At 33.8% G+C, this 24,248-nt stretch carries 25 protein-coding genes and 1 pseudogene; 10 read left to right on the top strand and 16 right to left on the bottom strand.

Going from position 1 to position 24,248, the window contains the following annotated elements; genetic code table 11:
* Positions 1–18 precede the first annotated feature (18 nt).
* Positions 19–396, bottom strand: a pseudogene (locus WBG07_RS14940) (DUF1223 domain-containing protein).
* A 45-nt stretch (positions 397–441) separates the two neighbouring features.
* On the opposite strand from WBG07_RS14940, the gene WBG07_RS14935 reads away from it, so the two are divergent.
* The 4 genes from WBG07_RS14935 (at position 442) to WBG07_RS14920 (ending at position 4,244) form a co-directional block, all read left to right on the top strand.
* A complete protein-coding gene (locus WBG07_RS14935; protein ID WP_340202486.1) occupies positions 442–1,095 on the top strand; it encodes a DUF4159 domain-containing protein in 654 nt (217 codons plus the stop codon).
* A 21-nt stretch (positions 1,096–1,116) separates the two neighbouring features.
* Positions 1,117–2,217: an AI-2E family transporter gene (locus WBG07_RS14930; protein ID WP_340202327.1), complete on the top strand. Its 1,101-nt coding sequence runs from the start codon at positions 1,117–1,119 to the stop codon at positions 2,215–2,217.
* A 10-nt stretch (positions 2,218–2,227) separates the two neighbouring features.
* Positions 2,228–3,412 carry a THUMP-like domain-containing protein gene (locus WBG07_RS14925; RefSeq protein ID WP_340202326.1) on the top strand — a complete coding sequence of 395 codons (1,185 nt, stop codon included), beginning with the start codon at positions 2,228–2,230 and terminating at the stop codon, positions 3,410–3,412.
* A 73-nt stretch (positions 3,413–3,485) separates the two neighbouring features.
* Positions 3,486–4,244 carry a hypothetical protein gene (locus WBG07_RS14920; protein ID WP_340202325.1) on the top strand — a complete coding sequence of 253 codons (759 nt, stop codon included), beginning with the start codon at positions 3,486–3,488 and terminating at the stop codon, positions 4,242–4,244.
* Positions 4,245–4,294: 50 nt separating this feature from the next.
* Here WBG07_RS14920 and ddpX read toward each other — a convergent pair whose 3' ends face one another.
* The 3 genes from ddpX to nhaA all read right to left on the bottom strand — a co-directional run bounded on the left by ddpX (position 4,295) and on the right by nhaA (position 7,347).
* A complete protein-coding gene (gene ddpX, locus WBG07_RS14915) occupies positions 4,295–5,044 on the bottom strand; it encodes a D-alanyl-D-alanine dipeptidase (protein ID WP_340202324.1) in 750 nt (249 codons plus the stop codon).
* 157 nt (positions 5,045–5,201) lie between these two features.
* On the bottom strand, positions 5,202–6,035 hold the full coding sequence (locus WBG07_RS14910) for a formate/nitrite transporter family protein (RefSeq protein ID WP_340202323.1): 834 nt from the start codon (positions 6,033–6,035) through the stop codon (positions 5,202–5,204).
* Position 6,036: 1 nt separating this feature from the next.
* On the bottom strand, positions 6,037–7,347 hold the full coding sequence (gene nhaA / locus WBG07_RS14905; RefSeq protein ID WP_340202322.1) for a Na+/H+ antiporter NhaA: 1,311 nt from the start codon (positions 7,345–7,347) through the stop codon (positions 6,037–6,039).
* Between the two features lie 178 nt (positions 7,348–7,525).
* On the opposite strand from nhaA, the gene WBG07_RS14900 reads away from it, so the two are divergent.
* Both WBG07_RS14900 and WBG07_RS14895 read left to right on the top strand, forming a co-directional pair.
* Positions 7,526–7,678: a YqaE/Pmp3 family membrane protein gene (locus tag WBG07_RS14900; protein WP_340202321.1), complete on the top strand. Its 153-nt coding sequence runs from the start codon at positions 7,526–7,528 to the stop codon at positions 7,676–7,678.
* 107 nt (positions 7,679–7,785) lie between these two features.
* On the top strand, positions 7,786–8,679 hold the full coding sequence (locus WBG07_RS14895) for a YihY/virulence factor BrkB family protein (RefSeq protein ID WP_340202320.1): 894 nt from the start codon (positions 7,786–7,788) through the stop codon (positions 8,677–8,679).
* A gap of 37 nt (positions 8,680–8,716) precedes the next feature.
* On the opposite strand, the gene WBG07_RS14890 is transcribed toward WBG07_RS14895, so the two are convergent.
* From WBG07_RS14890 to WBG07_RS14865, 6 genes are all read right to left on the bottom strand, one after another.
* Positions 8,717–9,130, bottom strand: a complete 414-nt coding sequence (locus WBG07_RS14890) for a DUF6691 family protein (protein WP_340202319.1) — start codon at positions 9,128–9,130, stop codon at positions 8,717–8,719.
* A 2-nt stretch (positions 9,131–9,132) separates the two neighbouring features.
* Positions 9,133–9,690, bottom strand: a complete 558-nt coding sequence (locus WBG07_RS14885; protein WP_340202318.1) for a YeeE/YedE family protein — start codon at positions 9,688–9,690, stop codon at positions 9,133–9,135.
* Between the two features lie 78 nt (positions 9,691–9,768).
* Positions 9,769–10,218 (bottom strand): methyltransferase family protein, encoded by a 450-nt coding sequence (locus WBG07_RS14880; RefSeq protein ID WP_340202317.1) that lies wholly within the window; start codon positions 10,216–10,218, stop codon positions 9,769–9,771.
* Between the two features lie 205 nt (positions 10,219–10,423).
* A complete protein-coding gene (locus tag WBG07_RS14875; RefSeq protein WP_340202316.1) occupies positions 10,424–11,836 on the bottom strand; it encodes an MBL fold metallo-hydrolase in 1,413 nt (470 codons plus the stop codon).
* An 89-nt stretch (positions 11,837–11,925) separates the two neighbouring features.
* On the bottom strand, positions 11,926–13,650 hold the full coding sequence (locus WBG07_RS14870) for a SulP family inorganic anion transporter (protein WP_340202315.1): 1,725 nt from the start codon (positions 13,648–13,650) through the stop codon (positions 11,926–11,928).
* 55 nt (positions 13,651–13,705) lie between these two features.
* Positions 13,706–14,341, bottom strand: coding sequence for a Crp/Fnr family transcriptional regulator (locus WBG07_RS14865; RefSeq protein ID WP_340202314.1), 636 nt, complete (start codon positions 14,339–14,341; stop codon positions 13,706–13,708).
* Between the two features lie 327 nt (positions 14,342–14,668).
* Here WBG07_RS14865 and WBG07_RS14860 point away from each other — a divergent pair, with 327 nt between their 5' ends.
* The 4 genes from WBG07_RS14860 (at position 14,669) to WBG07_RS14845 (ending at position 18,634) form a co-directional block, all read left to right on the top strand.
* Complete coding sequence (locus tag WBG07_RS14860) at positions 14,669–16,105, top strand: MBOAT family O-acyltransferase (RefSeq protein ID WP_340202313.1); 1,437 nt, start codon at positions 14,669–14,671, stop codon at positions 16,103–16,105.
* Positions 16,106–17,041 (top strand): hypothetical protein, encoded by a 936-nt coding sequence (locus WBG07_RS14855; protein WP_340202312.1) that lies wholly within the window; start codon positions 16,106–16,108, stop codon positions 17,039–17,041.
* Positions 17,042–17,122: 81 nt separating this feature from the next.
* The gene (locus tag WBG07_RS14850; protein ID WP_340202311.1) at positions 17,123–17,539 is read left to right on the top strand and encodes a hypothetical protein; all 417 of its coding nucleotides are present in this window, start codon (positions 17,123–17,125) and stop codon (positions 17,537–17,539) included.
* A 60-nt stretch (positions 17,540–17,599) separates the two neighbouring features.
* Positions 17,600–18,634 carry a transporter family protein gene (locus WBG07_RS14845; RefSeq protein WP_340202310.1) on the top strand — a complete coding sequence of 345 codons (1,035 nt, stop codon included), beginning with the start codon at positions 17,600–17,602 and terminating at the stop codon, positions 18,632–18,634.
* 276 nt (positions 18,635–18,910) lie between these two features.
* Here the strand turns inward: WBG07_RS14845 and WBG07_RS14840 are convergent, their stop codons facing one another.
* The 6 genes from WBG07_RS14840 to WBG07_RS14815 all read right to left on the bottom strand — a co-directional run bounded on the left by WBG07_RS14840 (position 18,911) and on the right by WBG07_RS14815 (position 24,244).
* Positions 18,911–20,284, bottom strand: coding sequence for an MBL fold metallo-hydrolase RNA specificity domain-containing protein (locus WBG07_RS14840; RefSeq protein ID WP_340202309.1), 1,374 nt, complete (start codon positions 20,282–20,284; stop codon positions 18,911–18,913).
* Positions 20,274–21,146 (bottom strand): ATP cone domain-containing protein, encoded by an 873-nt coding sequence (locus WBG07_RS14835; RefSeq protein ID WP_340202484.1) that lies wholly within the window; start codon positions 21,144–21,146, stop codon positions 20,274–20,276. Before WBG07_RS14835 ends, WBG07_RS14840 begins: the two co-directional genes overlap by 11 nt.
* Positions 21,139–21,549 carry a hypothetical protein gene (locus WBG07_RS14830; protein ID WP_340202308.1) on the bottom strand — a complete coding sequence of 137 codons (411 nt, stop codon included), beginning with the start codon at positions 21,547–21,549 and terminating at the stop codon, positions 21,139–21,141. The genes WBG07_RS14835 and WBG07_RS14830 overlap by 8 nt, the downstream gene beginning before the upstream one ends.
* Positions 21,550–21,586: 37 nt before the next feature.
* Positions 21,587–22,429, bottom strand: coding sequence for a universal stress protein (locus WBG07_RS14825; RefSeq protein ID WP_340202307.1), 843 nt, complete (start codon positions 22,427–22,429; stop codon positions 21,587–21,589).
* Positions 22,430–22,511: 82 nt separating this feature from the next.
* Positions 22,512–23,363, bottom strand: a complete 852-nt coding sequence (locus WBG07_RS14820) for a universal stress protein (protein WP_340202306.1) — start codon at positions 23,361–23,363, stop codon at positions 22,512–22,514.
* Positions 23,364–23,398: 35 nt separating this feature from the next.
* The gene (locus tag WBG07_RS14815; protein ID WP_340202305.1) at positions 23,399–24,244 is read right to left on the bottom strand and encodes a universal stress protein; all 846 of its coding nucleotides are present in this window, start codon (positions 24,242–24,244) and stop codon (positions 23,399–23,401) included.
* Between the last annotated feature and the right edge of the window lie 4 nt (positions 24,245–24,248).

The following is a 24,248-nucleotide window of genomic DNA, read 5'->3' as shown; positions in this document are numbered from 1 at the left end:
CTATAATTGTTCAAACGCTTACTTAATAGGAGTTGCGTACCGTCTGGAACCAACAAAACCTTTAATACCATTCACGACAATTTGTGGGGTGTACAATGAAGTCTCTTTAAGTTTATAGGCGTACCAACGTTGTTTTTCAATAAATGCTTCATGGCTAAATGGATCTTTCCATCCAATACGATTCTAATAATCCACATGATATGAATTGGCTATCACTTCTTGATCTCCGTATGCATTATTCACTTCTGATAGCAATCTATCTGCTGGAAGACAACTGGAACAACCTTGGGAGGTAAACAATTCAGGTACAATTAGTCGTTGATTTTGTATGGGCTTAACGAGAAAATATGAGCCTACTATTATAAAAACCAGACTAAATAAAATAAGGTGCTTCATAATTATATTGCTTATTTTTGAATACTATATATGAGTTCGAAAAATATGAGCAGGCTAACTAGATTTAACATAATATTGTGCTTTGTATGTATATCAGCAATACTGCAAGCACAGGAAATCGCAGTACTTAAATATGGTGGTGGTGGAGATTGGTATTCAAACCCAACCGCTTTGCCAAACCTTATCAAATTCTGTAATCAAAACCTACGAACCGCTATAAAGGAAAGACCTCAAACCGTAGAAGCGGGAAGTGTTGATGTTTTTCAATTCCCATTTATTCATATGACCGGGCATGGTAATGTATTTTTCACGGAGCAGGAAGCAAAAAACCTTCGTAAATATCTGCTTGCTGGAGGTTTTCTTCATATTGATGATAATTATGGAATGGAGCCCTATTTGCAAAAAGAACTTAAAAAAGTTTTTCCAGATAAACAGCTAACAGAACTTCCTGCAAGTCATCCTGTTTTTAATCAACAGTATCCTTTTCCTCAAGGGCTTCCTAAAATTCATGAACATGATGGAAAACGTCCCCAAGCATTTGGGTTGTTTGAAGAAAACCGTTTGATGCTGCTTTTTACCTTTGAAAGCGACCTTGGTGATGGCTGGGAAAATCAAGAAGTTCATAACGATCCTGAAGAGAAAAGACTTCAGGCTTTACAAATGGGAGCCAATATCATTCAGTATGCATTTGAAAATTAATTCTAAAAAGTTTGTCAAACTATGAATTCAAAAATTATTGCTAATGGAATTCTTAGAGCTGTTGCAATTTTAACCGGAATTGCACTATTAATAGTCTTTCTTTATAAAATTGGCATTGTATTAACTTATATCGCCATCGCTTTTGTAGTTTCTCTTATAGGAAGACCTATGGTGCTTTTTCTTAGGCGAAGAATTAAATTTTCAAATACGCTTGCAGTTGTTTTTACAATGATTCTCATGGTTGCTTTGCTCTTAGGAGTTATTTCACTTTTTATTCCTTTAGTTATTGAACAAGGAGAAAATTTATCCTTATTAGATATAGATGCGCTACAAATTAATATCAAAAATCTATATTATGAAATTTCAGACTATTTTAATATAACTCAAAAAGATATTGAAGCAGAAATTAAGGATACCATTAAAGAAGCCGGATGGTTTGGTAACATAGATTTTTCTGCAATACCAGACTTTCTAAATTCTATTGTTGCCTTTCTTGGAAACTTTAGTGCTGGTTTATTTTCAGTACTATTTATTTCTTTTTTCTTTCTTAAAGACAGTCGCCTTTTTATGGATGGTATAAAAATTTTTATTCCAGACTCTAAAGAAAATCAGCTGTCTGCTTCTTTTGATAAGATAAAGGATTTATTGTCTAGGTATTTCCTTGGATTGATCATTCAAATCTTAATTTTATTTGTTATTTACACCACAGTTTTACTGATTGTAGGCATTGAAAATGCGATAGTGATTGCTTTTCTCTGCGCTTTGCTAAATATCATCCCCTACATAGGTCCTTTAATTGGAGGAGCATTAATGATTTTACTTGTCATGACCAGTAATCTAGGAGCAGATTTTAGTACTTTTATTCTGCCAAAAACGCTTTATGTATTTCTTGGATTTGTAATTGGTCAGTTAATTGATAACTTCTTTAGCCAACCTTTTATTTTTTCAAATAGTGTAAAATCACATCCCTTGGAAATTTTTCTAATCATTATTATTGCAGGTATTCTTTTTGGCGTTGTAGGAATGATTATTGCTGTGCCGGGATACACAGTAGTAAAAGTGATTCTAAAAGAGTTTATCTCAGACAATAAAATTGTAAGGTCATTGACCCGAAGGCTTTAATGGTTTTAAATTGAAAAGTATACTTCTACAGCCAGAGATTCAAGACTATATTCAACATCATTTGGATACAGATCCAGATACTCTTGTGTTTAAAAAATCACCATTTCCTGAGGTTTCAATGCCACAACTGATTCAGCAAATAAAAGCAAAACAAAAAATAAAAAAGAAGTTGCCTACCTGGTTTGGCACTTCAAAAATTTATTATCCTGAAAAAATTTCATTAGAACAAACTTCATCAGAGAAAACAGCTACCTATAAAGCTTCTTTGATGAGCGGAAAATCTGTTATAGATCTTACAGGAGGTTTTGGTGTAGACTGCTTTTCTTTTGCTAAAAAATTTGAGCGTGTTACACATCTTGAAATAAACAAATCGCTCTCAGAAATTGCAGCCTCCAATTTTAAGCAACTAGGATTAACGAATATAGCTTGCGAAGCTACAGAAGCTATTTCATTTTTAAAAAGAACGACAGAACGTTATGACTGGATCTATGCAGATCCCTCCCGAAGGGATCACCAAAAAGGTAAAGTCTTTCTGTTGTCCGATTGTACTCCAGATATTCCTAAAAACCTTTCTTGGATTTGGAATAAAACCAATCAATTATTTTTAAAAACTGCTCCCCTATTAGATATTCAACAAGGAATAAATGAACTCCAAAATGTAAAAGAAGTGCATGTGGTAGCACTTAAGAATGAAGTGAAAGAATTAAACTGGATATTAAAAAAAGCATATGAGGGCCCCATTCTAATTACTTGTATTAATCTTGATAGTAAGAGTAAACTTCCATTTTCTTTTGAATATCATACTGAAAAAGATATGGATATCGCTTTTTCGAATCCGCTATCATATCTTTATGAACCTAATGCAGCCATTCTAAAAGCGGGCGCTTTTAAAACTATTGCCCATCAATATAACATAGCGAAAATAGCCAGACATTCTCATTTATATACCTCTATGAAAAACATAGCTTTTCCTGGGCGATCCTTTTTAATTAAAGAAGTACTTCCATTTCAAAAAAAAAGTATCAAAAAACGCTTAGCTAAGGTAAAGGCACACATAACTACACGTAATTTCCCATGGTCGGTAGCCAAACTGCGTAAAGAGTTCCAGATTCACGATGGTGGAGATCTTTTTATTTTTTTTACTACCAATCTAGAAGACAATTACATAGCTATTATTTGCAAAAAAACTATTTAATCTTTCAGGAGTTTTTAGCTTTTGATTGTTTTATTAGAACAAACACCTCTTAAAAACAATTAAAATGAAACTAATGAACAAGAATTTTTGGAACCTACTAGCACTAATAACCCTACTTTTCTCAATGAGTTGCTCTAATACTTCAAATGACGACATCAGCAGTGAAAGAGGTCGGTTGAATTTGGCAGCAAATGTAATTTACACAGATACCAATGCAGCAAGTATTAATAACAGATCTTTTAATGGTGAGGTAATCTTGTCTGAATTTAAAGTTAATCTTTCGGAAATTGAATTTGAAGTAGATGATGAATACTATGATAATTCTGATCATAAAAGTTCTGATGATGATTGGGATAATGATGGTAGCTATGATTCTGAGGATGACATAGAATTGGAAGGGCCTTTTGAATTAGACCTTTTAAGTGAACAGGTTACTTTTGCTCAGATAAGCTTGCCAAATGCAACTTACGAGGAAATTGAATTTGAATTTGATAAAAATGAAAATCCTTCAAGCGACCTATTCAATAAAACTGTACTGATTAAAGGTACTATTGGTGGAACTCCTTTTGAGTTTTGGACAGCATTTGAAGAAGAATTTGAATTGGATTATGAAGATGCAAGTAAAAATATTGTGGTGGATAGTAATTCCAGTACTATAGTAATCACATTTAATTTAGACCTACTTTTATCGGTAATTGATTTTTCAACTGCTGTAGATGGAAATCAAGACGGACTCATTGAGATTTACAACAACGATCCAGATAATAATGATGCCTTAGCAGACCAGATTAAAAATAAGCTCAAGGATTATATTGATCTTCTTGACGACTAACACCCATATACTATATACGAAGACAAGGAGCTCCTAAATTGGGAGCTCTTTTATTTTAAAGTCTCGCAATCCCATTTAAAATTAGCCACAGAATAATTAGAAGCGGCACTTAAATTATAATGCCACCACTCTGTCCTAATTGACCAAAAACCATATTTCTCCATCGTTTCTTTTAATAAAAGACGATTCTTTAAAATAGTTTCTGGATAATCTCTATAATCGTGATGTGCTTTTCTTCCGAAAAAATCAAAACCCGTACCCATATCCAATTCATTTCCTTCCATATCTACCAGCGTAATATCAACTGCTCCTCCTTTATTATGAATAGAGCCTTTTTCTGGATTGGCAACATATTGCGGATTTGGCACTAATTCCCACATTTTCCATTGTACAGAATTAGGGCGATAACAATCAAAAAACTTAATTCGGTATCCCTTCTTTAAAAGATCATTGTTAGCCGCAATCAAAGCTTTTGCAGTAACTGCTCTTGTATAACATTTTGCACATTCATAAACCGCTGCACTCAAAAAATTATCATCTGTAGCATACTTAAGATCATACTCAAAATCTTTGCTGTAATCTTTTAAATTAACAAAAATCGTATCGTTTAGTTCGCTCAAATTTAACAATACAGGAGCTTCCATACGAAGTATACCCTTATTTACAATAACTGAATCTTTGATTTCTATAGTGCCTTTGGTAGATGCATTTCTTACCGAATAGGAATCTGGATCTCTGCACCACTTGCAAGATATAATACACAGCATCAAGAGAATTAATAACAGATTCAGTAGTCTCATTAGCTAAAGTTACAAAATATTGCAGGTTTACGGTTAATTAAACTTCCAGATCAAAGAAGATTCTTTAATAATTGTGAATAGAAATTATTTTGTCCTTTAACCTGTCTTCAATCAAATACATTAATTTTCTGACTGTTTTTTTTAATAAATAATCCAATTACTTGAAATTTGCGGCAAACGTTCTGTACTTAAGTACTGCAACAAAGACAACGCCTCCAAGAGCGTTCCCAATTAATGCAGTAATCTGAAAGGAAAAATACGCACCAAATGAAATCTCTTCAGAAATTAGTAATCCGGCAAAAACCTCTATGTTGCCAACAATACTATGATGGAGACCTGCTAATCCTATAATAGTTGTAATAATATAAATAATGGTAATTTTACTTATGGTATCATCTGCCGAAGTTATTAACCAAGATAATAAGCCCATAAGCCATCCTGCAAGCACAGAACTGCCTAAAATAATGGGCATGCTATAATGAGAAACATGCTTTGCAATAGCTATAATACTCTCATTAGATATAACGGATAAGCTAGTACCTACCCATACTACTAATAATGCAATAATATAACCTCCAATTAAGTTACCAAGAATTACCAATCCCCACAAACCAGCCAGTTCTTTAAGAGAGCGTTTTTTATGCAACACGGGAAGCGCAAGAAGTGAGGTTTGCTCTGTAAACAAAATAGATCTTCCTAAAACCACTAGAATAAACCCTACGGGATAGGCAAAAGCGCCAATATAAGATAAACTTTCATCTTGTACTTTTCCCTTAAAAAAAGTATATACAATGGCAATTAATAAAAAACTAAAGCCTATTTCAAGACCGGCAGAAAGTGAACTAAGAAAGACTCTGCCAGACTTTTTTTCATATGTTTCCATCCCTTCACAAAGCTGTTCAACCAGTATTTCCTCCTGAGTTTTAGAAGAAGATGCATGCTTTTCTAGATTGTCTACTTCCTTTTCTATTTCTGTTTTTTTGTTTGTCATTCTAATTTTTTGAAACCTTATGAAGCCAGTATAATCCAATTACGGCTGATAAAAAAGATCCTGTTAATATCCCTGTTTTCGCAATTTCCAATAAGGTTTCGTCCTTTAATGCCAGTTCTGCTATAAACAGAGACATGGTAAATCCAATACCAGCCATCATTGCTGCACCTGCTATACTTTTCCACCGCACACCTTCCGGCAGGATTCCTAATTTAAGCATTACGGCTCCTTTAGAAAACAGCAGAATACCTATTAATTTACCAATAAGCAAACCTATAATTATTCCTAAACTCACAGGGTGTAGTACAATGTTAAAATAATCAGAGGTAATCACAACTCCTGCATTGGCCAAAGCAAATAAGGGTAGAATAAAATAATTTACAAATGGTTTGATATTTTCTTCCACCCGTTGAAGAGGCGTAAGGGCACGCTTACTGTCTTTAATAGTATTTTGAATTAACTTTACCTGATTATGCGTCAGAAGCTTATCATCTGTAAAACATGTTTTTTCAAATTCATCTTGTCTTCTAGAAATTCTTTCAAGATAGGCACGCTCAGATAATTTAGTTCTTGCTGGAATGGTTAATGCTGCTAAAACACCTGCTAGAGTTGCATGAATCCCAGAGAGTAAGATTGCTATCCATAAGCCAAAAATACCCAGAATAAGATAAAACCACATATTACGCACTCCAAGTAGATTTCCTGAAAGCATCAATATAAAATATGCGCCACCTACTGCAAGACTTATAAGTTGAATATCTGTTGTGAGAAAAATAGCAATTACCAAAATAGCTCCTATATCATCAGCAGTGGCTAACGCCGTTAAGAATGTTTTTAATGAACTGGAAATTTTACTCCCCAAAAGTGAAATCAAGCCAATAGCGAAGGCAATATCTGTTGCCATAGGTATACCCCATCCACTTGCACCTTCACCCCCAATTGTAATTAAAACATAAATACCTGCTGGAACCAACATTCCTCCTATCGCAGCAGTAATGGGTAGTGCAGCTTTTTTAAGAGAAGATAATTCCCCATTCATAAATTCTCGCTTTACTTCCAATCCAACCATAAAGAAGAAGTAGGACATTAATCCATCATTAATCCAATGGTGCAAAGTTTCTGTGATTGCGAAATTTTCAAATCCAATTGTTAGTTTTTGATTCCAAAGCCAATGGTAACTATGCCCCCAAGGAGAATTAATCCAAATCATAGCCACAAGAACCATTACAAAAAGAGTAATTCCTAGAGCCGACTGACTTCCAAAAACCCCTTTTACCATATTCACAAATTTATCATTTGGAGTATGTTTCATTTAAAGCTAAATTTGAATGAATGGCAATTTAAGAAATTATAAAGAATAAAATGTGCCTTATCAAATATGGTAATATTAGTAACAGATTATAGCATGCGTTAATACTAATAGGGATTACGTTAAAACCTTTCAGAATTTAATTGCATCTTTATTTCTAATTCTAAAAAATTGATAGTATATGCCTTTATTAACCATTATTCTTAGCTTACTTGTACCGCCGTTGGCAGTTTTTTTAAAACACGGGCTTGGAGGAGCTTTTCTTATAAACTTACTTCTCACTATCTTGGGATGGCTTCCAGGAGTTATTCATGCCTTCTATGTAAATAGATAATTAGATAGTAAATAAATCCCCTAGAAAATTATGCAGAAAAAAAGTAATGCAAAAAATTCCTTAAGATATTATTTTTAACAGGCGTCTGAATAAATTTTAATGCATTTATGACCAAAAAAAAACTTAAAACATCAATTTCAATAGTCATAGAAACCATTAAGTCTTGGAATGCAGATAATCCTTGGCGATTGAGTGCGGTGGTCGCTTTTTATGCTGTTTTATCTTTGCCCGCTTTATTGATTATTCTCATTAATGTAGTGGGTATTATATGGGGAACAGAGGCTGTACAGGGCAAGTTAACCAATGAATTTTCACAGGTATTGGGAATGGATTCTGCTAAATCAATTCAAACCATGATTGCCAGTGCTGAAAAATCAAATCAAAGTTATATGGCCACCGTTGTTGGAATTGGTACTTTGATCTTTGGAGCTACAGGTGTTTTCTATCAATTAAAAATTTCTCTAAACGAGATTTGGAAAATAAATCCCATTCCTAGAACTCAAATTATTAAAATTATAACAGACAGAGTGATTAGTTTTGGATTTATTTTAGTTATTGGCTTTCTTTTATTAGTTAGTTTGGTGCTTACCGCAGCTATTTCCTTGCTAAACGACTTTATAAGAGAATTGTTTCCAGATATTGTCTTATATATTGGTTATACTTTAGACGCTGTAATTTCTATGGGGATTATTACAGTTCTGTTTGCACTTATATTCAAGTATCTCCCAGACGCAAAAATTCAATGGAAAACCGTTTGGCGAGGTGCTACTGTTACTGCTTTTTTATTTGTTGCTGGAAAATTTCTTCTAGGAATTTATTTTGGACAAGCTTCACCTGATTCTACTTATGGAGCAGCTGGATCTATTATACTTATTTTACTTTGGGTCTTTTACTCTTGTCTCATTCTATTATTAGGAGCTAAATTTACAGCGGTGTATGCAGAAAAATATGGATTGGGAATAAAACCGGCTTCTAATGCAGAACTTAAAAAAAGTCCTTAGTTTTAGAATCATCTTATAAAGCGTACTTACTATTAATCTAATGAGGCAACTTCTTTTGTAACCTACCGTATACATAAGTACCTGCTAATGCAGAAACAATAACTATTAGTATAGGTAAATACCCTGCTCCAACAAGTGTAAACATAGGACCGGGGCATGCACCCGCAAGTGCCCATCCTAAACCAAAAATAATGCCTCCATAAAGGTAGCGACTGAAACTTTTTTGCTTTGGAGCAAAGACTATCTTTTCTCCATAAAACGATTTAATCCCAAATCTTTTTATGACCTGAATTATTAAAATCCCCGTAATTAATGCAGATCCCATGATGCCATACATATGAAATGCTTTAAATTGAAACATCTCATAAATTCTAAACCATGAAGCTGCCTCAGATTTAAACATTATGATCCCAAACAAGATACCTATAATCAAATAAAAAATTGATCTCATAATTAGAATATTAAAGGGAATATTAAATGAATCATCACTAAGCCACCTATAAAAAAACCTATTACCGCCAATAAGGAAGGTAGTTGTAAATTACTGAGTCCCGAAATTGCATGACCCGATGTACAACCACCTGCATAACGAGCACCAAAACCTACTAAAAAGCCTCCAATAATTAATATTGCCAGACTTTTTACATTGGTAAATGCTTCCATACTAAAAAGAATTTCGGGGAGATACGCTTTACCTGCACTTGTAAACCCTTTTTGCTTTAAGTCTGAAACTACAGCCTCATTTATAATTACGGCTTCACTGGTAGTTAAAAATTGAATCGCTATGAAGCCTCCAATAATAGCTCCTAAAACTACAATCAGATTCCAACGTTGCGCTTTCCAGTCAAATCTAAAAAAATCAGTGGTTTTATCCGCACCGCAAATGGTACAAAGTGTTCTCAGATTAGAAGACATTCCAAAATTTTTACCCATTAGTAAAAGTAAAAACATGACAAATGCAATCAAAGGCCCTGAAACATACCAAGGCCAAGTTTCCATTATCCATTTCATGATTGTAAATTTTTGGATAAAAATAAGCAGCTTTTTTATTAGATGTACTAACTTTTGTTAACTAAGCCCAACTTTTAATTATCTAGGTAAAAATCTTCCTGTTTTTTTGATATAATTTTCATAATCATGGAACTTATTTCTAAGAAGCTGTTCTTCATATCTTACCTTAACATCAAATAGTAGTAACAATAGAAATCCTATGCCTATTTTATATATTGAACCAAGATAAATAGCTATGCCAAAAACGGTGAAAAGAATACCCGTATAAATAGGGTGACGGATATGAGAATACAATCCATTTTTAATAAGCTTACTACCCTTTTTGGGTGTAGGAAAAGGAGAAAGGTTGGTGTTCAACTGCAAGAGTGCAGTACTTAACACAAAAAAACCAGAAAAGGCAATCACCAACCCTAATGTATTAATGATCCCCAAGTCTTCTACTTTAAATACTTTAAAATCTAAAAAGTAAAATACAAAAAACAATACTTGCAGCGCAACCAATGCTAAATCTCTCTTCTTAAGTTTCATAAGCCAAATATTAATAAAAACGAAAACTGTCTTTAAATATTTTATAATTTAAAAACTATTATTAGGTAACTAGCGTAACTCAACAAAAGACGCTAACAAAAATAAATACTAGCTTGATAACTCCTAAGAGCTTAAAAGAGCCTGTTTTAAATAAAAAAATAATTTAACCCAAGTGTTTTCTATTCATACAGTTTATATAAAAAACTTACAATGTGGTTGGGCAAATATAATCGGTAACAGTGATTCCCGCTTCTTTGATTGCCTTAAACCCTCCAGCTACATCTTTTAAATTATGAATACCTCTACTTTTCAAAATAGATGCTGCAATCATAGAGCGGTATCCTCCTGCACAGTGGATGAAGAAACTATCAGCATCGGGATAATCGCCTAAATACTCATTAATAAAGTCCAGAGGAGTATTTTGAGCATTTTCCATATGTTCAGAAATATACTCACCTTCTTTTCGTACATCAAAAACTGGTGTTTGATTATTCTTTTTAAGGATTGCTTTCAATTCTTCTGCAGCAACAGAAGTCACCGTATCGTATTCTTTTGATGCCTTTTTCCAAGCTTCAAATCCACCATCCAAATAACCTAATGTATTATCAAAACCAACTCTTGATAATCGCGTAATGGTTTCTACTTCACTGCCTTGGGGCGTAACCAGTAAAATAGGTTGCTTTACATCTGCAATCAATGCTCCAACCCAAGGAGCAAAACTTCCTTCAAGTCCTATAAAAATAGATCTTGGTATATGGCCTTTGGCAAAATCATCTTGGTTTCTTACATCCAAAACTACCGCACCGGTTTCATTGGCGACTTGCTCAAATGCTTCTGGTGATAACGCTTTGGTACCACGATCTAAAACCTCATCTATATCTTCGTAACCCTCTTTATTCATCTTGACATTAAGCGGAAAATATTGAGGGGGTGGTAATAAACCAGAGGTTACTTCTTTTACAAATTCCTCCTTTGTCATATCTGCTCGAAGTGCGTAATTCATTTTCTTTTGGTTTCCCAAGGTATCCACCGTTTCTTTCATCATATTCTTTCCACAGGCAGACCCTGCACCATGCGCAGGATATACAATTACATCATCAGCCAAGGGCATTATTTTGTTTCTAAGGCTGTCAAAAAGGGTCTCAGCCAGTTGCTCCTGTGTCATGTCTGCTGCCTTTTGCGCAAGATCTGGTCTTCCCACATCCCCTAAAAACAAAGTGTCTCCACTAAAGATTGCATGATCTTTTCCATTTTCATCTTTAAGCAAATACGTAGTACTTTCCATGGTATGCCCAGGTGTATGTATTGCCTTTATGGTGATTGATCCAACTTTAAACTCTTCTCCATCACTAGCAATTATAGCGTCAAATGAAGGATTCGCTTGAGGCCCAAAAACAATAGGAGCATTGGACTCTCTAGACAAGGTGATATGCCCACTCACAAAATCAGCATGAAAATGAGTTTCAAAAATATATTTAATAGTTGCATTATCTTTTTTGGCTTTTTCAAGATAAGGTTTAACTTCTCTTAAAGGGTCTACAATTGCCACTTCACCATCGCTTTCTATATAATACGCTCCTTGAGAAAGACAGCCCGTGTATATTTGTTCTATTTTCATCTTTTCATCTTTGTTTTGGTTTGTAAAATTAAGACTCCATCTTCAATTAATTGGTAACCTTAGTTACAAATAAAAGAGTTTGTTAATCTTTAATTCTGTGATTGCTGTGATACTTTTTGCTGTATAGGACTATGAACAGATCTACCTTCAAAACTCTCTACAGCCTCAAAAGTCCTCACAAAAAGGTTTTCACTCCCTACAAGTTCAATTAATTCACTTCTAAAGATAATATCCCTAGTGGGGCCTATGGCGCCAGCAATCATAAATCTTATCCCCTGTTTTTTTAAATCTTGTATTAACTGTATGAGCATTAAAGTTGCACTGCTATCCATATAATTAATAGCTTCTGCATTTAAAACAATTGCTTTGAGTGATGGCCCCTTGAGAGCGATTTGCTTTCGCAACTCTTTTTTAAAATAATCTTTGTTGCCAAAGAACAATTGGGCATCAAATCTTACCACTAAAATATCTTCACGAATTTCAATATCTTCATTAAATCGATTGATATTTTTATAATAATCAGTTCCAGCTATTCTGCCAAGAACAGCAATATGAGGTTTAGAAGTTCTGTACACTAGTAGTAGAAGAGATAATAAAACACCTAACAAAATTCCCTCCTTGATTCCCAAAATCAGGGTGATTAGGAATGTACAAATAAGTAAAATAAACTCATCCTTTCTTTTTCTATAAAGACGTATAGGGTATTTTATATCTATTAATCCATATACCGCTACCATTATAATTGCTCCTAAAATAGCCTTTGGCAAATAGTAAAATAAAGGGGTTAAAAAAATAAGCGTAATCCCTACCAAAAAAGCACTTATTAAAGATGCAACTGCTGTATTGGCACCTGCATCATCATTCAAGGCTGTTCTTGAAAAACTTCCTGTAACTGGAAAGGATTGAAAAAAACCTCCAATTAAATTTGCGCTGCCTATAGCTCTTAATTCCTGATTTGCATCTATCTCTCCATCTCTGTGTTTATCATCTAATGCTTTGGCTACAGAGACTGCTTCTAAAAAACCTATCAAAGCAAGTGTTATTGCAATGGGGGTTAAACTATAAATAGTATCCAGACTAAACTTGGGTATTTTTAAGGAAGGGAGTCCTTCTGGAATACTTCCAACAATGGCTACCCCTATTTGATCCCATCTCATAAAATAAATAAGACATATACCTAATATAACCACCAGTAAAGAACCTGGAATCTTTTTGTGGATTTTCTTTAAAAGTAAAATAACCAGAATAGCAGCCACACCAATTAACAGTGTTTTTAAATGGGTTTGGTCTAACGCTATAAAAATTTCTTTCAATAATTGATGCAACTGGCTACTCCCTTTAATCTCTAACCCAAATACATGTTTTAACTGACTCAATCCAATAATAATAGCTGCTGCCGAGGTAAAACCACTAATCACAGGTTTTGATAAAAAATTTACCATAAAACCCATATTGATAAATCCTAAGCCAAGCTGAATTACACCAATAAAAAGTGCAAGAAATGCCGCCATGGCTACATAAGATTCAATTCCAGAAATAGAGAGTGCTCCTAAACCAGATGCCACTAGCAAAGAATCCATAGCAACAGGTCCTACAGATAATCTACGGGAAGTACCTGTAATACTGTACACAATTGTAGGCAACAAGGCCGCATATAAACCATATATAGGGGGAAGACCTGCAATCATTGCATAAGCCATTCCTTGAGGAATAACCATTACCCCTACAGTGATCCCTGCAGTAATATCACCAGAGAGATAAGACTTCTTATACTGTGGTAACCAAGTTAAAATAGGGAAAAATCGCTTAAGCATCGGACACTATTTTTTATATAGTATTTATAAAAGTAAGCTAAGATTACTAATAATTTTAATTTAAATTAATTATTTTGATCTGGTTTCTATACAATTCAATATTACCTCTGGTTTCCAGTGTTTTCAATAAACGAGAAACTACCACTCTGGAGGTATGAAGATCATAAGCAATGTCCTGATGGGTATTGTTAATATAGTTGCTATTATTTATTCTTGCTTTTTCTTTTAAATATTTAAGTAAACGCGCATCCATATTCATAAATGCAATACCGTCTATAGTTTCTAGCATTTCATTGAGCCGTTGGTTGTAACTTTGCAACACAAACGTGCGCCAACTTTTATACTTCACCATCCAATCATCCATCTTTTGTACGGGGATCATCATTAACTCAGTATCCATCTCTGCAATGGCTCTTATTTCACTTTTGGTTTGCCCCATGCAACAGTTGAGTGTCATTGCACACGTTTCTCCACTTTCAAGAAAATACAACAGTAATTCATCTCCATCATCATCTTCCCTTAGTACTTTTATAGCACCCGAAATCACCAAAGGCATAAACCTGATATAATCACCTATCTCAATTAATTTATGACCTTCGTTAATTTCTTTAAAAGTTCCCGTTTCATTAATCTCATTTAATAGATTATTTTCAAAAAGATGGCCGTATTTTTTTTGAAGTGTTGTAATCATATTTCAAAGTTACTACATTTTAAAAAAGGAAATGATGAAATTAGTTCTTCAAAACTTAAGATTCTCAAAACCCATTTTGAAACTTTTCAAATCATTTACCACAATGCACACTTTAAAAATTACAAATAAAATATTTCTAGGGTTCGCATTTTAAGTTCCCAATTTAACTTTTGAAGGTATTCTGTAAAAAACTATCTTTATCTGGTAGTAAATTCTCCATTTAGATTTTCCTTAAAACTTATATTTGTGTTTCTAATACTAAACTTATAAGCCAATTGGTTGATATTTATATAATTTAAGAATATTTTGTAATCCCTTTGTCCTGCAATGCTTTTTAACTCCATTGACTTTGCCATATTTCTTCCCATCGTTTTTCTATGCTACTGGTTTGTTGTTGGAAAGCAATTGAAATGGCAAAACCTATTATTAGTAGCGGCAAGTTATCTGTTTTATGGATGGTGGGACTGGAGATTCTTGTCCTTAATCCTCTTTAGTACCTTGGTTGATTATTCCGTAGGTATTGCCTTAAAAAATCAAGAAAATCAACAAAAACGCACTGCTTTATTATGGATTAGCATTGTAGTCAATTTAGGGTTTCTTGGATTTTTTAAATACTACAATTTTTTCCTTGATAATTTTATTCAGGCATTCTCTTTTTTCGGAACCGATTTCCAAGCATCTTCGCTTCAAATAATTTTACCAGTAGGCATAAGCTTTTATACTTTTCAAACACTCAGTTATACCATAGATGTTTACAAGCAAAAACTAGCTCCCACTCAAAATTTTGTGGCATTCGCTGCCTTTGTAAGTTTCTTTCCACAGCTAGTTGCCGGACCTATTGAAAGAGCTACTAACCTGCTACCTCAATTCTATAAACAACGTACCTTCTGCTATACCAAAGCTGTAGACGGCTTGCAGCAAATTTTATGGGGATTGTTTAAAAAAATGGTAATTGCAGATAATTGTGCAAAATATGCCAATGAGATTTTTAATAATTCTGCTGATTATTCTGGAAGTACTTTGGCTTTAGGAGTATTCTTCTTTGCATTTCAGATTTATGGTGACTTTAGTGGCTATTCTGATATCGCTATAGGAACCTCCCGTTTATTTGGTTTTAATTTGATGAAAAATTTTGCTTTTCCTTATTTCTCTAGAGATATTGCAGAGTTCTGGCGTAGATGGCACATTTCACTTTCTACTTGGTTTAGAGACTATTTGTACATTCCCTTAGGCGGAAGCCGGGGCGGCACCCTCATGAAAGTACGCAATACTTTTATCATTTTTATAGTAAGTGGTTTTTGGCATGGTGCTAATTGGACTTTTATAGTTTGGGGAGCACTAAATGCTATCTATTTTCTACCCCTTTTGTTACTTAAGAAAAATAGAATTCATACAGATGTAATTGCTCAAGACAGATGGCTTCCATCCTTTACAGAATTTTTTAAAATGACACTCACTTTTTTGTTAACTATGGTAGCATGGATTTTTTTCCGAGCCCAAAACGTGCCACACGCATGGGACTATTTATATGGCGTATTTTCAGGGTCATTATTTAGTATTCCCCAAATATTTCCTCCTAACTTAATTCTTATGATTGTCTTCTTTTTAATAATTGAGTGGTTAGGTCGTGAAGAAGCCTACGCTATAGAAAAAGTGGCTACAAAGAAAAGCAGATCATTTAGATGGACTATTTATTTAGGGATTTGTTATCTTATTTTCTTATTTCAAGGTAGCCAACAAGAATTTATATATTTTCAATTTTAAATGAAAAATTTTTTAATTCATATAAGTCTATTTATCCTTTTATTCATTGGGGTAACAACTCTATTATTATATGGAACCAATTGGCTCATCGCTAAAAAAGCGAGCTTTACATTTGATGAAGATATCAAATATCTAGTCGTAGGTCATTCCCATCCACAATGCGCTATCAATGATTCTCTAATCCCTGAATTAAAAAATATTGCCAATGCTGGAGAAGCTTATTTTTATAATTATGTCAAACTAAAAAAAGTGTTAGCGCAAAATCCGCAGCTCACCACAATTTTCATAGAATTTTCCAACAATCATATAGATACCTTAATGAATAGATGGACTTGGGGTGATATGTACATAGTGCGATATAGCAATCTCACTCCTTTTATTTCTGCTGAAGACAAAAAACTTATCCTTAAACATAATTTAATAGGATATCAAAAAACACTTTCTCCTTCGCTCAAAGGCAATTTAATACGGATTGCAAAGAATGATTACGATCTTACAGATGAAATTGGCGGATATCGAAATCTAAAGAGAAATATCATTGATTCGCTGCTCAACAATCTGGGGAGAAAACCACTGGAAGCGGTAAAAACTGATTATCCGATTTCTAATTACAGTATCCAATATTTGCAAAAAATGATTGCCGAATGCCACAAATATGGGAAGGAAGTAATTCTAATGAGAAGTCCGCAACACCCTAAACTTGAAATACGTTTAAATGAAGCGCATTTTCAGCGAATTAGAACACAGTATTTTGCTGATTTAGTTTTTCTGGATTTTGATAATTTTCCTTTAACCAAAGAATCTTTTGGAGATCTGGAGCATCTCAATTACAAGGGAGCAAGTACTTTTTCATTGTGGTTTAAAGACTTACTAGATCAAGGTTTGCTAGAAGAAAAAGACAAAATTTCTTTTGTAAAAAACCGGTATCCAAATTAACGTATCCACTTTAATGCATTCTTACTTTAAGAACTATTTATCGCATAAAAGATAATATTTATCATTAAGTATTTCTCAAAAGTGAATACCTTTGCAGGAGTTTTTATTGGTATGAAAAAAGCAATTAGCTACCTACTCATAATACTTTTCGCAAATTCAATTCTTCGTCCTGCACTTCCGTACATGGAGTATTTTTTTAATTATGAGTACATTTCTACGATTCTTTGTATTAATAAAGAAGAGCCCACTTTAAATTGTGATGGTAAATGTTATTTAATGACTCAATTAGCAAAAGCCACCGAAGAAAAAAAACCAGAAAATCAAAGTATCCCATCTATTGAATTTGAAAAATTCCCTGTATTTATTCATTACCTGAACAAGATGGAAATCTCTCACAATCTTTTCCATACTAATACGAAAAATTGGAATTATAAAATTCTTGAAAAAAGTGATTTAGATAAGCCCAATACTCCCCCTCCAAAATTAATATGTACTTAAAATCTAAGTTTCTTTAGAGAGGCTATTTAATTACATTATTTAAAATCAAATATAACTATCGTGAATAAAAAAATATTTTCCCTTTTGGGAACCATACTGCTATGCCTTTATGGTAAAGCGCAAAACAACCATTGGACCTCTTCAAGACCAGATGGTCATGCTCCTATAAGTATAATGGGTGATCATTATCATAAAAAAGGCGAAATCATGATTTCTTATCGCTATATGAGGATGCAAATGGAGGGTAATTTATCAGGATCTGATGATATCAATAACGAGACTATTTTTCAAGATTTTGCTATCGCTCCCCAAGAAATGCAGATGAGTATGCATATGCTTGGTGCCATGTATGCGCCAACAAATAGACTTACTTTAATGCTTATGGGTACCTATATAAATAACTCCATGGATTTAAGAACGAGAATGGGAATTGATTTCAATACAGGATCTGGTGGTTTCGGAGACATTTCTATGGCAGGCCTAGTTAAAATTCTTAATAGGAATCGTCAATCATTGCATACTACAGTAGGGATATCAATACCTACGGGAAACATAGACCAACGAGACAATACGCCAACGGCAACGAATGCACCATTAGCATACCCTATGCAATTAGGTAGTGGCACTTTTGATCCGTTTTTAGGGGCAACTTATTTAGGCCAGTCTGATCTTTTTTCATGGGGAATTCAATCTACTTATAAATTAAGAATGGGAAATAACTCCGAGGGATATTCTTTTGGTAACCAATTTGATGCTTCAGGATGGGGGGCTATCAAAGTTTCAGATTATGTGAGTTTTTCAACTAGTCTTAACTATTTTGACCTAGAAAAAATAGACGGTGTAGATCCTGATTTTAATCCGATGATGATGCCATTGCTCAATACAGATAATTCTGGCAGAAGTCAATTAGATCTAGGAATAGGCTCTAACCTATTAGTTCCAAATGGTTCAATTAAAAATTTAAGACTCGCACTAGAAATAAAATTTCCTGTGACACAGAATACCTATGGAACTCAAATGAAAAATCAATGGATGGGAACTTTTGGAATTCAATACAGTATTGGACATCATAAAAAGCATATAGAAGAAGAATAATCATAAGATGATAGGAAAAAAACACTCAACAGATTCTTGCTTCCAGAAATAAAACCCCTTAAATAGACAGTGTCTAAAATAAAGGTATGGGTAATGCAAAAAGAACTCAATGCTGTTGGTGAATTTCATGAATTAAAGCCCTTTCATTCCTAAATAATCATTCTTCAAAAGCGGTTCAGATATTTATCTAAGCCGCTTTTTACCACTAATAATAGTGCATGCTAGCTGGATTATTTTAGTTTGAAAGTGTGAACACAATTTTACACAATTAAAATCTTAACATTTCACCGTAATTATTTCTCCTAAACTTGGTATTGTGGCTTCCCAACCATATACATCTTTTATTTTTACACGAAAAGCATCAGCACTACCTGGTTCTCCATGAGTCAAAAATATTTTTTGGGGTGCTGCCCTTAATTCAGACATCCATTCTAATAATTCTTTTTGATCTGCGTGTGCGGACAAAGAATGCAAATGTTTAACCTGTGCGTTTATCTCTACATACTTTCCAAAAATATATAGCTCCCTAATTCCTTCTTGTAGCTGACGACCCCGAGTTCCTTCGGCCTGATATCCCACTAACAAAATAGTGGTGCTTTCTTTTTTGCCTAATTGTTTAATATAGGTTAGTACCCTTCCACCAGTAACCATGCCACTTCCAGCAATAATAATCTTAGGTCTGGGATCGTCAATTATTTCCCAGGTTTCTCTGTAAGAAGATACCAGATTAACATGCTGATGCATGGATTGGTATTCATAATTACTTAATTGATGCCAATTACTATAGGTCTCAAATACGTCTAATACATCAATTCCCATTGGAGTATCAACAATAACAGGAATATTAGGTATTTTGTTTTTATTATAAAGCTTCCAAAGTGTATAGATCAACATTTGCGCTCGTTCTACTGCAAAGCTGGGTATAATAAGATTACCTCGTTTATGAATGATTTCATTAACAAGAGAAATTAAAATAGTTTCTAAATCTTCTTTCGGATGCAGCCGGTCTCCATAGGTAGATTCTATAAATAAAAAATCTGCTTTTTTTGGTCTCTCGGGTGCCAAAAGTAACGGATCTTTTTGACGACCTAAATCTCCTGAAAAAACAAAATTTTTAGTAAACAACTTCATTTCTATATAACTTGAACCTAAAATATGTCCGTTTTGCCGAAAACAAAAAGAAATATTTGCTGAAAGTTCAATGTCATAATCTTTAGGCTGTACTTCAAAAAGTGAGATTGTATTCGCAACATCTTTCTCTGAATACAAAGGTAGCGCTGGATGATGTTTAGAGTAGCCTTCCTTATTGGCGTTATCCGCTTCTTCTTCCTGTATTTTAGCACTATCCTCCAAAATAATCCGGGCTATAGCTAAGGTAGGTCCTGTGCCTATTATTTTCCCATTAAAACCTTGTTTTACTAAACAGGGTAAATAGCCCACATGGTCTAAATGTCCATGTGTTAACAAAACCATATCAATATTTTTAGCAGGAAAAGGCAGCTCTTTCCAGTTTAAAACTCTTAACTGTTTTATCCCTTGAAAAAGTCCACAATCTATCATATAATTGCCTTCTGGTGTTTCTAGTAGATATTTAGAACCCGTAACTGTGCCAGCACCTCCCAGAAAATGTATCCTAATTTTAGTGTCCATAATTGGTAAATTCGCATAATTGCGTTGTTTCTAATAAAATTTTTTCTTTTCGTTTATCAGAAATACCCAAATGATCCAGTAAAAATGCCTGCTCTTTAAGTTCCCTACAAAGTACGATCCCTTTATCTAGTAAAAATTGTTTTTCCCTTTGAGTTAGTAAAGTAGAAGACGTTAGTGGATGCAATCCTAAACGGTCTATGCGCTCTCGAATACTATCTCCTTTTGGTTTATCCCAACTAAGTAAATAAAGGCCTGCACAATTGCCGTATTGAACAGCGTCTTTGGTAAAACGCGTATTAGTGGCTACCCAGCACTCTTCTAATCTTTTGTGAGTATTTTTAAGATTCCAATGTGCTTTTATATCACCATACCTACTGTTAATATATAAGGGAACTTTTACATTGCATTTTCTACCCTGATCACTATGAAACTTACATTCAATCATAACCGTATGCTCATTCTTATGCGCCAGTATATCTACTTCGTGAGTTACACATACTCCGGGGATCAACTCACCTACTTTGGTTTTATATCCTGAATATTTTAACAGCGAGGCAATAAACTTTTCAAACGGAAAACCAGTAGGTCCCAGTTCATAGATTGCCTTTTTAAGCTTATACTTAGAAGCGAAAATGGGGCGTTTCTTTTTCAACAAGGCAAAAGCACGATTGTAGATTTCTTTGGTGGAAATACCTTGATAAAGCTCATCACGAACCACATCTAAAATTTGATTTACAATCTTCGTTTCTGCTCCGCTTCTTAATAATGATGCCCTCAACTTATTCATAGAAAACTTCACTTTATCTCCAGAAGACTTGATGATTTCTATGGAAGGCTCCAACCGGTTATTATGCTCATTCATTTTGCTCAAAATAACTTCTAATTAAGGCTTTTGTTTGATTAAGGGTCATACTATCTGCCTTTTCAACCCCGATAATTCTGGCAGCTATACTTTTATGATTCTGATGAAGTTCTTCAGCAAGTTTTGAATTTGTACTAGCTGGGCCAAAAATGGCAATAACATCTGCCTCCCTTACTTTTTCGGCAATTTTTCTGAAGTAGTTTTTGAACTGGTGTTTTTCACGTTCTGTATACTTACTATCTTGAACTACATCTTGTGGTCCCCACCTAACCTTACTCCTTGCACCTCCGGAAGGTTTGTAATTTTCAATTTCTGAATGTAGTGTTTCTATCTGCTCTTTTCCATCTTGCAAAGTTACAAGATGTGCTTTCTCCTTATCGATCCAAATACCTGTTTTTTTCATTGGTTATTTTTTTTTAAAATTTATTAAAGTAATTGAGTTAAACCCTATGCATAACTAACATGGGTACATTGGTATGGTACCCAACTTCACGTAATACTGGTTTTTTAAAAAGTGTTCTTAGAAAATTATGTTTTTTACTTATCATGGCAATCATATCAATATCTCTGCTCTCTACAAAACAACGAATAGCAGTCTCAGGATCCATATTTGTAAGCGTGTGAAAACTATACCTTATTCCTTCCAAGGCCTCAGAAAAAATTTCTTTATGGTTTTGTTGATCTGCGGTCAGTTGATCTTCCTCAGAAATGTGCATTATTCTTATAATACTATCAAATTTTCTAGCAATCTCTAGTAACGGCTGTAATTGCCTTTTTCTATATAAGTGTTTGAAAGAATTTGGGAAAATGATCTCTTTGGGGGTATCTGGTTTTGCGTTTTCTGGAATAGCCATAACCGGACATTGAACTACATGCTCCATCACAGAAACCGCATTGCTTCCAAACCATACTTCCCTAGCTCCAGTTGCTCCCTTTGTGCCCATAATCACCATATAAATATCATTCTTTGCAATCAGATCTTTAACAGCATCGGTAAGAAAGTTGTACGCTGCTTTCATTTCAAAATTATGACCTTCATGAACTTTTGATGTATTTAAAATATCATAAAGTCCTTTTAATCTCTTTTGTGATTTTATCAATGCCGAATCAAAAGCCGGATTACCAGCCTCAAGCACCATGAGATTGGAAGTTGTATAACCTTCAGCACCAAAAGTGTTCAATAAGATAAATTCGCATGGTTCATCTTTAAATAGTTGTATGGCATAATCAATTGCGTTTCTCGCATTCGATGAAAAATCTGTGGGTAAAATAATTTTTTTCATGATCTTACTGTTTAAGTTGAATCTATTTTTAATCAATTATACACAACTCCGGACTTCTATTTAAACAGCCTTTACCTTGAATTTATTCTTGTATTTCGGGTAAGACTAAAAAAGGTACATCTGTTTTAAAGGCCACCTTCTTAACCACTGCCTCTCTAAGTTGTTTCTCAATAAAACTGTGCTTATTGTTTACCATAGCCACCATACCAATATATTTTTGATTTGCATATTTCATAATTGCTTTGGCAATACTTCCTTTATGATTTAAAAGTTCTTCTTCTATAAATGGAATGCCTACAAGCAATTGCTCCAAAATAAACTTGTTTTTTTTCTGCGCAGTATTGAGTGTTCCCATGTTAATATGTAAAATACGTAAAGTTGTGTTCCATAGTAAGGCGATATCTTTCAGAGGTTTTATCTCCGCCTTTTCAAAGTATCTTTTAAAATCAGTAGCAAAAAGAATTTCATCTGGCAAATCATAAACATATTTACCCGGCACTGCCACTACAGAGCAATAGTCTATATTCTTAATTACTGCAACGGTAGAACTTCCCATGAATATTTCTTTTGCAGCAGTTGAACCCTTGGTCCCCATAAATATGTAATCAATTTTTTTGCTTGTAGTGAAGTGAAAAATGATTTGTACAAGATTTCCCGGTTTACAATATGTTTTTATGCGATGATTGCTACTCAAATTTTTATTTTCTAAAGCCGTGCGAAGCTTTTTCATTTTGTAAATAGATTCTTCTTCTGTAATTTCAAAAAGCCTCGTATGTCTTTCCTGGTTAATCTTACTGCTTAATGGAGATGGACTCACTTGATATGCATTTAAGAGATAAAAAACACAATCTTCTTTCTCAAAAAGATACAGGGCATACTTAATAGCGTTTAAAGCATTGTCTGAAAAATCTGTTGGAAGAAGAATTCGTTTCATAAGCAGTTGGTTTTGTGATCTTATAGTTAAATTCTTTATAATTCTGGTAATACCAAAAATGGAACATCAATATGAAATGCTATTTTTTTAATAATTGGTTCACGCATTAATTTCTCAAAGAAACCGTGTCTGTATTTTATTAAAGCAATCAAATCTGCATGGTTGGTGTTCATAAAATGGCTAAGCGTATTTTCTATAGACCCCTTAACGGGTATTTTGCGAAAAATACATGCTACCTTTTGCAAATAATTTTTTAATAATTCTTTATGATACTTCTGCAAATCTGTTAGCTTATTTGATTCATCTATGTGCACTATGCTAATAGTGGCTTGCCATAATTCTGCAAGCTCAATTAACGGTTCTAATTCTATAATATCTATGAGTCTTGTATAATCCGTAGCAAAAACAACATGTTTTAATTCTTTAAAATCTTTTCCTTTTGGTACTAAAAGAATTGGACATTTTTTGATACCTTTTACAATCCTTGCAGCATTGCTCCCTATAAAAATTTCTTTGGATCCAGTAGCACCAGTGGTACCCATTGCAACCATATCAATACTTTTTTCATCAATGATCGTTTTTGTAGCATTTACAAAATCGTCTAATCTTGAAAGCGCCTGAAAACTATGCCTTTTGTTATGAGTGTTTTTTTTAAGATAGCTCAATGCATTTGCCAGTGCTTCTTTTGAATTCTTATCTGCCTGCTCTAACAATGTTATTTTTTCATTACTCTCAAGAGGAGCCGCAAAACTGAAAGATTCATCCTGGAACGTATTTAACAAATAAAAACAGCAGTCTACATCCTTATACATTTTTAAAGCGCCAAAAATTGCATTCCAAGAATTTTCAGAAAAGTCTGTGGGTAATAATATGTGTTTCATACGT

Source organism: Ascidiimonas meishanensis, assembly GCF_037782385.1.
GTDB classification, from domain to species: Bacteria; Bacteroidota; Bacteroidia; order Flavobacteriales; family Flavobacteriaceae; genus Ascidiimonas; species Ascidiimonas meishanensis.
This window is presented reverse-complemented; position numbering and strand designations above follow the sequence as displayed.